This is a genomic window from Aromatoleum toluolicum, assembly GCF_012911005.2.
Classification (GTDB): Bacteria; Pseudomonadota; Gammaproteobacteria; order Burkholderiales; family Rhodocyclaceae; genus Aromatoleum; species Aromatoleum toluolicum.
The window spans coordinates 63,695-73,201 of the sequence record NZ_WTVS01000026.1 but is presented as its reverse complement, the minus strand read 5'-3'; the positions used below and the strand labels follow the sequence as shown (position 1 = coordinate 73,201).

The window sequence follows — 9,507 nt, the reverse complement described above, 5'->3', positions numbered from 1 at the left end:
GGGAGGCTGAATGGGGATCGGGATCACCACGGAAGCCTTCACAGCGAACCGTTGCGCACCAGGCCGACGGCGATCCCCTCGATCGTCAGGGGGGTGCTGCGGGTGTCGACGACGATGGGCTCGAAATCGGGGTTGGCCGGCAGCAGGCTGACGATGGGGCCCTTGCTGGTGAAGGTCTTCACGGTCACCTCGTCCTCGACGCGGGCGACCACGACCTGTCCGGAACGCGCCTCCTGGCTGCGGTGCACGGCGAGCAGGTCGCCGTCGAGGATGCCCGCGTCGCGCATGCTCATGCCGCGCACGCGCAGCAGGTAGTCGGCACGCGGCGAGAACAGGGCCGGGTCGATCTGGTGGCGCGACTCGATGTGCTCGACCGCGAGGATCGGGCTGCCGGCCGCGACCCGGCCGATCAGCGGCAGGCCGAGCCCCTGGGCAAGGCGGATGCCGCGCGCCCGCCCTTCCTCAAGCAGGATCGCGCCCTTCGCCGCGAGCGCGCGCAGATGGCTTTCGGCCGCGTTCGGCGAGCGGAAGCCGAACGCCGTACACACTTCGGCGCGTGTCGGCGGACGCCCCTCGGATTCGACCGTTTGGCGGATGAAGTCGAGGATTTCGCCCTGGCGGGCGGTCAGGTTATGGTCGCGGCTGCTCATGGGTTTCTCCGGAGTAACTGTAATTTTAAACAGCTTCCGCTGATCCGCAAGCATTAAATCGGTGTAGCGCAAGCGGGGGAGACGCAGGTAGAGTTCGCTTCGTGTCTCGGCTAGAATCCAACGACGTCAGGGAGATCACATGTTGCAGATCGGTGATATCGCGCCAACGTTTTCGCTGCCGGATGCGGACATGGAGGATTTCGACCTCGCCGCAGAACGCGGCAGGCATCATGTGGTCCTCTACTTTTACCCTCGTGACAACACGCCGGGATGCACCCTGCAGGCGGCCGACTTCTCCGATCATGAAGACGACTTCGCCCGCTACGGCTGCATCATCGTTGGCGTCAGTCCCGACGATTGCCTGACCCACGCCGAATTCCGCGACCAGCACGGTCTGTCGATACGTCTGCTTTCCGACGTGGAGACCGAGGTGTGCCGGCTCTACGATGTCTGGCAGCCCAAGGAAGTCGATGGTGTGAAGAAGATGGGCGTGGCACGGACGACCTTTGTGATCGACAAGGAAGGCATCGTCTGCCACGTACTCCGCGACGTTACACCCCGCGGTCATGCGGCGGGGGTTTTCGAACTGGTCAGGAAACTGGAAACAGAGAACGCTAATGGAAATCGTCAAGAACAGCGTCGTAACGCTTAAGTACACCGTCGTCGACCCGGACGGCAACATGATCGATGATGGTCAGCAGCCGCTGGTCTATCTGCACGGCGGCTACGATGGCATCTTCCCCGCCATCGAGGAGGCGCTGCACGGCAAGAAAGTCGGCGAACAGCTGAAGGTCAAGCTGCAGCCCGAGGATGCCTTCGGCGATTACGACGAGGAACTCGTGCTGGTCGAGGATATCAGCCAGTTCCCCGAGAACATCGAGGTCGGCATGTCCTTCGAGCGCGTCAGCGACGACGGCGAGGAGGAAATGATCTACCGCATCACCGACATCGCCGACGGCAAGGTCGTCGTCGACGGCAACCACCCGCTGGCCGGCACTGCGCTGGTGTTCGACGTCACCATCGCGGAAGTGCGTGCGGCGACTGCCGAAGAGCTGGCGCACGGCCACGTGCACGGCGCGGGCGGCCACCACCACTGATCGGCCGACCGGTCGCAGTAGTGCCACAGGGCCGCGCAAGCGGCCCTTTTTCCATCCACTTCCGCAGATATCCCCCCCGATGACCGTACTCGCCGGAACCGACCGACCGCAGGCTGCGCAGCAGGTCCGACCGATCGACGCTCCGCTCCTGGATGTGAGGGACCTGCGCGTGCATATCGGTACTGCCGCACGGCCCGTGCGCCCGGTCGATGGCGTCGGGTTCTCGATCGCGGCGGGAGAGACTTTCGCGCTACTGGGCGAATCCGGCTGCGGCAAGTCGATGACGGCGCTGGCCTTGGTGCGCCTGCTGCCGGATGCCGGACGCATCGTCGGTGGCGAGGTGCGCTTTGCCGGTGACGAGTTGCTCGCGCGCAGCGAGGCAGGCATGCGCGAGGTGCGCGGCGGCCGGATCGCAATGATCTTCCAGGAGCCCTCGACCAGCCTCAACCCGGTGATGACCGTGATGGCACAGATCGGCGAGGTGCTGGCGCGCCATCGCGGCCTGCGCGGCGCGGCGGCGCGCGCCGAGGCACAGCGCCTCCTCGACGCGGTGGGTATTCCCGATGCCGGGCGGCGGCTGGACGACTATCCCTTCCAGTTCTCCGGCGGGATGAAGCAACGCGTGATGATCGCGATGGCGCTCGCGGGCGAGCCCGAACTGCTGATTGCCGACGAGCCGACGACCGCGCTCGACGTGACGATCCAGGCCCAGGTGCTCGACCTGCTCGCACGTCTGCAGGCCGAGCGCGGCATGGGCATGCTGCTGATCACCCACGACCTGGGTGTAGTCGCGCGCATGGCGCAGCGCATCGGCGTGATGTACGCGGGCGAGCTGGTCGAGACCGGCGCGCGCGAAGATTTCTTCCGCGCGCCGCTGCACCCGTATTCCCGCAAGCTCTTCGCCGCGCTGCCGACCGACGCCCAGCGCGGCCGTCCGCTGGCGGCGCTGGGCGGACATGTGCCCCCGCTCGATCAGGTCTTCACCGGCTGCCGCTTCGCCGGGCGCTGCCCCGATGTGTTCGACCGCTGTCATCACGAGGCCCCGGCGTGGCAGGCCCTGGGGGCGCAGGCGGTGCGCTGCCATCTGTACGCGGAAGAGCATGCGGAAGGGCGCATGGCCCCCGTGGCGGCGCCCGTGGCCGTTGCGGCGGACGCACGCTCAGGCGCAAGGACGGTGCCGCTGCTCGACGTGCGCGACCTGCAGGTGCATTTCCCGGTGCGCAAGGGCCTACTGCGGCGCGAGGTGGCGCGCGTGCGCGCCGTCGATGGCGTGAGCCTCGCGCTCGCGCCGGGGCGCACGCTGGCGCTGGTGGGCGAGTCCGGCTGCGGCAAGACGACCGCCGGCAAGGCGATCCTGCAGCTCGTGACGCCGACGGGCGGCGAGGTGTACCTCGACGGCACGCCGCTCGCGGGGCTGTCCCGGTCGGCCTTGCGCGCGCTGCGGCGCGATTTCCAGATGGTGTTCCAGGATCCCTTCGCGTCGCTGAACCCGCGCATGCGCGTCGGCGAGATCATCGAGGAGGGCATGCTCGCTCTGGGCGTCGAACCGGATCCATTGAAGCGTGCCGGGCGCATCGACGCGCTGCTTGCGCGCGTGGGACTCACGCCGGAAATGAAGCTGCGCTATCCGCACGAATTCTCCGGCGGCCAGCGCCAGCGCATCGCGATCGCCCGGGCGCTCGCGGTGCGCCCGAAACTGATCGTGTGCGACGAGCCGACGAGCGCGCTGGACGTGTCGGTGCAGGCGCAGATCCTCAACCTGATGCGCGAGCTGCAGGCGGAGTTCGATCTCGCCTACCTCTTCATCACGCACAACATCGGCGTGGTGAGCTGGCTCGCCGACGAGATTGCGGTGATGTACCTGGGGCGCATCGTCGAGCAGGGGCCGGTCGGGAAAGTGCTGGCGTCGCCCGCGCATCCTTACACCCGCGCGCTGCTCGCGGCGGTTCCGGATATCGGGCGTGAAACCGCGGCGCACGCGGGCGGCGCGGCGGGTGCCGCACGCCCGGTGGTGGTCGGCGACCTGCCGTCGCCGCTGGCGCCGCCTGCGGGCTGCCATTTCCACCCGCGTTGCGATCGCGCGACCGATATCTGCCGTGCGCAGTACCCCGCAGTTACCGAGCTGCGCGGCGGGCGCAGCGTGCGCTGCCATTGGCCCGCCTGAGGTCCGCCTGAGGCGCTGCGCCGCCTTCAGCGTTTCTGGTTCTTCTGCGCGGGTTTGGCCGACTTGCCGGACGCTTTCGGCGCGACCCTGGCGCCCGATTTGGCGGGGGCTTTGGCGCTTCCTGACGAAGCCTTCCCGGTCGCGCGGTTCCGGCTGCCGGCTGACGCCTTGCCTGCACGCGTTTTTCCGCTGTCCTTCGCCTGAGCGCCCTTGCGTCCGTCCTTCTTGTCCGCCGTCGACGCCGACGGGATCGTGCTGGTGTCGAGCGCCGCGTTGCGCGGGATCATCCGGGCCGCGGCGATCGCACCGTCGGGTTCGACGCCGTTGGGCACGAGCAGCGTGTAGCCCGGGCTGACCCGGCTGCGCGCGTCGAGGCCGTTGATCTGGTGCAGTTCGCTTACTGACAGGCCGAAATCGCGTGCGACCGACGCGAGGGTGTCGCCGCGGCGCATCTCGTAGGTGCGCCACTGCTTGCCGCTGCTCTCGTGTTCGGCGAGACGCGCGCGGAAGCGTTCGGCGCGATCGACGGGGATCACCAGCGAGTTGGCCTGCGCGATGGCGGGACGGTTGTACGAGGGGTTGAGCGCGATGAACTCGTCGAGCGGCATTTCGGCGAGGCGTGCGGCGGTCGCGAGGTCGATGCCGGCCGGCGCCGTCACGGTGACGAAGTGCCGCGTGTTGGGAACGTAGGGCAGTTCGAAATGGAAGAGTTCCGGCTGCGCGACGATGTTCTTCAGCGCCTGCAGCTTCGGGACGTAGTTGCGGGTTTCCTCGGGCATCCGCAACTGGCTGTATTCGGCGGGCAGGCCTTTGGCGAGGTTGCGCTGAACGGCGCGTCCGACCGCACCTTCGCCCCAGTTGTAGGATGCGAGCGCGAGGTGCCAGTCGCCGTGCATTTCGTAGATGGTCTGCAGGTAGTCCAGCGCGGCATTGGTCGAGGCGATGACGTCGCGCCGCTCGTCCACCCACTTGTCCTGGGTCAGGTTGTAGTTGCGTCCCGTCGAGGGGATGAACTGCCACAGACCCGAGGCGCGTGCGCGCGAATAGGCCATGGGGTTGTAGCTGCTCTCGACCATCGGCAGCAGGGCTAGCTCCGTCGGCATGCCGCGGCGTTCGAGCTCGTCGACGATGTGATAGAGGTAGCGCCCGCCGCGCTCGAACACCTTCTTCAGGAAACCGGGCCGGTTGAGGTAGAAGAGCTGCTGCTCGGCGACCGCCTCGGTATCCAGGTCCGGCATGCCGAAGCCGCGCCGGATACGATCCCAGATGTCGTTCGCGTCGCGCGTGAGGTCCAGCGTGAGCACGCGCGGCACGGGGTCGCGCAGTTCGAGTACCTGGCTGCGCGAGGCGGCGAGACCTTCCGCCGCACGTGCGGCGGACGGCGGGCGCAAGCTTCCGAGCGACTGCGTGGTGGCTTCGGCCGGTGCAGCATCGACGGGCGCAAGGGTCTCCGGGGTCGGGGCGTCCTCTGCAGTCGCGGAGGACGCTGGCGCAGCCAGCGCGATGACCAGCAGGAAGATTCGCAGGAGAGGAATCGCCATGAATCCGGCGCCCCGTTAGACAAAAGAGGGTGGACTCTATGGCAGGGGCGAAGGTGCGTCAAACCGGAAATCGCGCGCGACGACCGGCAGCCCGGGAATGGTGCCGGCGAGGGGGTGGAAACTGCGGCCGGATCCGGCCGATGTCGTGCGGAGGTGCTGCTCCTGGCGACATATTGCAAATTAGTTGATACGATAACAAGGTTTTATCGTTCCGCTGGAATATCGACTGGCATGAAGGTTCTCGTAATAGAAGACACCGTGACGAGTGCCGCCCTGATCTGCCGGATGCTCGGCGGGATGGGGCTCGAAACCGTGCACCGACGCGACGGGGAGGCCGGCATCGATGCCTTCCGTCAGTCACGCCCCGATCTCGTCATGCTCGACGTCGTGATGCCCGGGATGGATGGCTTCGAGGTCGCACGGCGCATTCGCCAGCTCGAGTCGGATGGCGAATGGACGCCGATCATCTTCCTTTCGGCGCGGACGCGTGACGAGGACATCGAGCGCGGCATCGCCGTAGGCGGCGACGATTATCTCGTCAAGCCGGTGTCCGAGGCGGTGCTCAAGGCCAAGGTCCGCGCCATGCAGCGCATTGCCCACATGCGTGCCTCGCTCGTGGCGCTCACGCGCAAGCTGGACGAGGCGAATCGCGAGCTGACGCGCCTGTCGGCCTTCGACGGGCTGACGGGGATCGCCAACCGCCGCACCTTCGACGCGACGCTGTCGCGCGAATGGCGGCGCAGCGCGCGCAGCGGGGCGCCGATTGCGCTGATGGTGGTCGATGTGGACTGCTTCAAGCAGTTCAACGACGCGTACGGTCACCAGGTGGGCGACGAGTGCCTGAAGGCGGTCGCGCGCACACTGGCCGGCAACACCCGGCGGCCGGTCGATCTGGTGGCGCGTTACGGCGGCGAGGAATTCGCCGTCGTGCTACCTGACACCGACGCGCAGGGCGCCGCGATCGTCGCCGAGTCGATGCGCAGCGCGGTCGAGGCCCTGGCGATCACGCACCGCCACTCGACCGCGGCGCGCGTCGTGACGGTGAGCGTCGGCATCGCGGTGACGAGACCCGAGCGCAGCGACGACGGCGGCTTCGCGACCCTTCTCGCGCGTGCCGACGAAGCGCTGTACCGCGCCAAGCGCGACGGCCGCAACCGCTGGCACCTTGCCGCGGCGCCTGCGCTCGCCATGGTTCAGTAACCGAGCCGGTCAGAACACGTCCTTCCAGCGGCGCAGGGCGGCGAAGCATTCGGCGGAGTTGGCCGGACGCTGGCCGCTGTGTGTCGCGACCGTGTCGATCAGGCCGGGGGCGTCGGTACGCAGGAAGGGATTGATGCTGCGTTCGCGCGCGATGGTGGTGGGCAGGGTCGGGCGGCCGGCGGCGCGCAGGGCCTCGCATTCGGCGAGCCAGACGTCGCGCGCCGGGTTGACCGGTTCGGCGGCGCGGGCGAAGGCGAGGTTGGCAAGCGTATATTCGTGGGCACTATAGACCGCGGTGTCACCCGGAAGCTGCGCCAGGCGCTGCAGCGAGGTGTGCAGTTGCGCGGCCGTGCCGCCGAAGAGGCGGCCGCAGCCCGCGCTGAACAGCGTGTCGCCCGCGAACAGGACGCCGGGCGTGTGGTAGGCGATGTGCGTGGTCGTGTGGCCCGGGATCGCGAACACGGTGAACCGGAGGTCCAGGGCGTGAAGGACGACCTCGCCCCCTTCGCCGACACTGCGCGTCACGCCGGGGATGTTCTCGCCGGCGGGCCCGAACACGGCGGGGTGATGGCGCGCGGCGAGTTCGGCGACGCCGCCGATGTGGTCGTCGTGGTGGTGGGTGAGCAGGATCGCCACGAGCTGCAAGCCGTGCTCCTGCAGGGCCGCTTCGACGACCGATGCGTCGCCGGGGTCGACGACCGCCGCCCAGGGACCGCGGCGAAGCAACCAGATATAGTTATCGCGGAAGGCCGGAAGAGCGATAATGTCGGCGCTGCGGATTTTTGAGTGCTGATCGTCCATGTCCATCCTCAGTCTGTCGGACTGGCTTGAAACCCCGCAGGGAAGTTATCTGCTGCGATGGGAACAGGCCAAGTTCGATCTCATGGTAGCCGACATTTTCGGCTACAACGCCGTGCAGATCGGATTGCCGGAATACGACTTCCTGCGCGGCAACCGCATTCCGTTCCGTTTCCATTGCGCGCGCTCCGGCGACATCGCAGTCGTTGCGGAGGGCGGCGCGTTGCCGTTCGCGTCGGCGAGCATCGATCTTGTGCTGTTGCCGCACGTGCTGGAATTCTCGCGCAATCCGCACCAGGTGCTGCGCGAGGTCGAGCGGGTGCTGGTGCCAGAGGGCAGCGTGATCATCGCCGGATTCAATCCCTTCAGCCTGTGGGGATTGCGGCGCCTGGCGGCGCGGCGTTCGGGGACCTATCCGTGGCGTGGGCAATACCTGTCGGTGCGGCGCACGAAGGACTGGTTGGCGCTGCTGGGTTTCGAGACGCAGGGCGGCAGCTTCGGCTGCTACGCGCCTGCGTTTTCGAGCGCGAAATGGCTGGAGCGCTGGGGCTTCATGGACAAGGCGGGCGACCGCTGGTGGCCGATTTGTGGTGGTGCCTACATCATTCAGGGCATCAAGCGGGTGCAGGGAATGCGCCTGATAACGCCGAACTGGCGCGATGCGCGCGCCGCGGCAAAGCGTCTTGCACCGGTGGCCCAGCGCGGGCGACAGGTGACGGGCGGCGTACAGAAAGTGGAATAGATGGAAGAAGTCGAGATATTTACCGACGGGGCCTGCAGCGGCAACCCGGGACCCGGCGGCTGGGGCGCGATCCTGCGCAGCGGTCCGCACGAGAAGGAGATCTGGGGCGGGGAGCCGCAGACGACCAACAACCGCATGGAACTGCTCGCGGTGATCCGCGCGCTGGAGACGCTCAAGCGCCCGGTCGCGGCGCGCGTGCATACCGACAGCCAGTACGTGCAGAAAGGCATCTCCGAGTGGATCCACGGCTGGAAGAAGCGCGGGTGGAAGACCGCTTCGCGCGAGCCGGTGAAGAACGAGGACCTGTGGCGCGCGCTGGACGAGGCGGCGAGCCGCCACAAGGTCGCGTGGATCTGGGTACGCGGTCACGCGGGGCACGCGGAGAACGAGCGCGCGGACGAACTCGCGCGCCGCGGTGTAGAAGCCGTGCGCGTACGCGGCGGTTCCGTCGCCGAGATCTGATCAACCGGCCCGCGAGGGCGCGAACGAACTACCGGGGATGAACCCTTGAGACAGATTGTCCTGGATACCGAAACCACGGGCCTCGACTGGCGCAACGGCGACCGTGTGATCGAGATCGGCTGCGTGGAGTTGCTCAACCGCAACCTGACCGGGCAGCATTTTCACGTCTATATCAACCCGGAACGGGGGATCGACGCCGAAGCGATCGCGGTTCACGGCATCACCGAGGACTTCCTCGCCGACAAGCCGAAATTCCGCGACGTCGTGGGCGATTTCATGAATTTCGTCCGCGGCTCGGAACTGGTGATCCACAACGCGAGCTTCGACGTCGGCTTCCTCGATCACGAGCTGTCGCTGTTGGGGCACCCGAAGCTCGGGGCGCTGTGCACGGGCGTGATCGACACGCTCAAGATGGCCAAGGAGCTGAATCCGGGCAAGAAGGCCTCGCTCGATGCGCTGTGCGACCGCTTCGAGATCGACAACGCCGCGCGTACCCTGCACGGCGCGCTGCTCGACGCGGAACTGCTCGCGGACGTGTACCTGGCGATGACCCGCGGGCAGGAAAGCCTGATGATGCTGCTCGACGACGAGCCGGCGATGGGCGGTCTCGACGCCAGCGGCAGTCCGATCGAGCGGCCGCCGTTGCGCGTGCTGCGCCCCTCGGCCGACGAACTGGTCGAGCACGACCGCGTGTTGCAGGACATCACCAAGGCCAACAAGGGCGCGTGCCTGTGGATTCCGCCAGTGCCCGCGGAGGAAGCACCGGCCACCTGAAGGCGCGCGATAAACCCGTAGCGCGGAAAAGCGCAGCGCCTTCCGCCACGCGGCGGTTGGGTTTGAGCGGGCGATCATA

At 67.5% G+C, this 9,507-nt stretch carries 10 protein-coding genes; 7 read left to right on the top strand and 3 right to left on the bottom strand.

Annotation, left to right across the window (positions count from 1 at the left end):
- Positions 1 to 38: 38 nt before the first annotated feature.
- The gene (gene lexA, locus GPA27_RS13800) at positions 39 to 650 is read right to left on the bottom strand and encodes a transcriptional repressor LexA (RefSeq protein WP_169141199.1); all 612 of its coding nucleotides are present in this window, start codon (positions 648 to 650) and stop codon (positions 39 to 41) included.
- Between the two features lie 139 nt (positions 651 to 789).
- Here lexA and GPA27_RS13795 point away from each other — a divergent pair, with 139 nt between their 5' ends.
- The 3 genes from GPA27_RS13795 to GPA27_RS13785 all read left to right on the top strand — a co-directional run bounded on the left by GPA27_RS13795 (position 790) and on the right by GPA27_RS13785 (position 3,911).
- Positions 790 to 1,302, top strand: coding sequence for a peroxiredoxin (locus GPA27_RS13795; RefSeq protein ID WP_169141198.1), 513 nt, complete (start codon positions 790 to 792; stop codon positions 1,300 to 1,302).
- Positions 1,268 to 1,747 carry an FKBP-type peptidyl-prolyl cis-trans isomerase gene (locus GPA27_RS13790; protein ID WP_169141197.1) on the top strand — a complete coding sequence of 160 codons (480 nt, stop codon included), beginning with the start codon at positions 1,268 to 1,270 and terminating at the stop codon, positions 1,745 to 1,747. Before GPA27_RS13795 ends, GPA27_RS13790 begins: the two co-directional genes overlap by 35 nt.
- 79 nt (positions 1,748 to 1,826) lie before the next feature.
- Positions 1,827 to 3,911, top strand: coding sequence for an ABC transporter ATP-binding protein (locus GPA27_RS13785; RefSeq protein WP_169141196.1), 2,085 nt, complete (start codon positions 1,827 to 1,829; stop codon positions 3,909 to 3,911).
- A gap of 26 nt (positions 3,912 to 3,937) precedes the next feature.
- Here the strand turns inward: GPA27_RS13785 and GPA27_RS13780 are convergent, their stop codons facing one another.
- Positions 3,938 to 5,452, bottom strand: coding sequence for a transglycosylase SLT domain-containing protein (locus tag GPA27_RS13780; RefSeq protein ID WP_246261100.1), 1,515 nt, complete (start codon positions 5,450 to 5,452; stop codon positions 3,938 to 3,940).
- A 231-nt stretch (positions 5,453 to 5,683) separates the two neighbouring features.
- On the opposite strand from GPA27_RS13780, the gene GPA27_RS13775 reads away from it, so the two are divergent.
- Positions 5,684 to 6,652, top strand: coding sequence for a diguanylate cyclase domain-containing protein (locus GPA27_RS13775; RefSeq protein ID WP_169141195.1), 969 nt, complete (start codon positions 5,684 to 5,686; stop codon positions 6,650 to 6,652).
- Between the two features lie 9 nt (positions 6,653 to 6,661).
- Here the strand turns inward: GPA27_RS13775 and gloB are convergent, their stop codons facing one another.
- Positions 6,662 to 7,453 carry a hydroxyacylglutathione hydrolase gene (gloB, locus tag GPA27_RS13770; protein WP_169141194.1) on the bottom strand — a complete coding sequence of 264 codons (792 nt, stop codon included), beginning with the start codon at positions 7,451 to 7,453 and terminating at the stop codon, positions 6,662 to 6,664.
- Between gloB and GPA27_RS13765 the strand changes: the two genes are divergently transcribed.
- The 3 genes from GPA27_RS13765 to dnaQ are packed head-to-tail and all read left to right on the top strand — an operon-like array spanning position 7,452 to position 9,428.
- Entirely contained in the window at positions 7,452 to 8,192 is a 741-nt protein-coding gene (locus tag GPA27_RS13765) for a class I SAM-dependent methyltransferase (protein WP_169141193.1), read from the top strand. The genes gloB and GPA27_RS13765 overlap by 2 nt on opposite strands.
- The gene (gene rnhA / locus GPA27_RS13760; protein WP_169141192.1) at positions 8,193 to 8,654 is read left to right on the top strand and encodes a ribonuclease HI; all 462 of its coding nucleotides are present in this window, start codon (positions 8,193 to 8,195) and stop codon (positions 8,652 to 8,654) included.
- Between the two features lie 45 nt (positions 8,655 to 8,699).
- Positions 8,700 to 9,428 carry a DNA polymerase III subunit epsilon gene (gene dnaQ, locus GPA27_RS13755; RefSeq protein WP_169141191.1) on the top strand — a complete coding sequence of 243 codons (729 nt, stop codon included), beginning with the start codon at positions 8,700 to 8,702 and terminating at the stop codon, positions 9,426 to 9,428.
- Positions 9,429 to 9,507: the final 79 nt, after the last annotated feature.

Bases quoted from the DNA above. Each gene is read 5' to 3' on its own strand.
- GPA27_RS13795 (WP_169141198.1), top strand. From the start codon at position 790: ATGTTGCAGATCGGTGATATCGCGCCAACGTTTTCGCTGCCGGATGCG.
- GPA27_RS13785 (WP_169141196.1), top strand. From the start codon at position 1,827: ATGACCGTACTCGCCGGAACCGACCGACCGCAGGCTGCGCAGCAGGTC.
- gloB (WP_169141194.1), bottom strand. From the start codon at position 7,453: ATGGACGATCAGCACTCAAAAATCCGCAGCGCCGACATTATCGCTCTT.
- GPA27_RS13765 (WP_169141193.1), top strand. From the start codon at position 7,452: ATGTCCATCCTCAGTCTGTCGGACTGGCTTGAAACCCCGCAGGGAAGT.
- rnhA (WP_169141192.1), top strand. From the start codon at position 8,193: ATGGAAGAAGTCGAGATATTTACCGACGGGGCCTGCAGCGGCAACCCG.
- GPA27_RS13790 (WP_169141197.1), top strand. From the start codon at position 1,268: ATGGAAATCGTCAAGAACAGCGTCGTAACGCTTAAGTACACCGTCGTC.
- GPA27_RS13775 (WP_169141195.1), top strand. From the start codon at position 5,684: ATGAAGGTTCTCGTAATAGAAGACACCGTGACGAGTGCCGCCCTGATC.
- GPA27_RS13780 (WP_246261100.1), bottom strand. From the start codon at position 5,452: ATGGCGATTCCTCTCCTGCGAATCTTCCTGCTGGTCATCGCGCTGGCT.
- lexA (WP_169141199.1), bottom strand. From the start codon at position 650: ATGAGCAGCCGCGACCATAACCTGACCGCCCGCCAGGGCGAAATCCTC.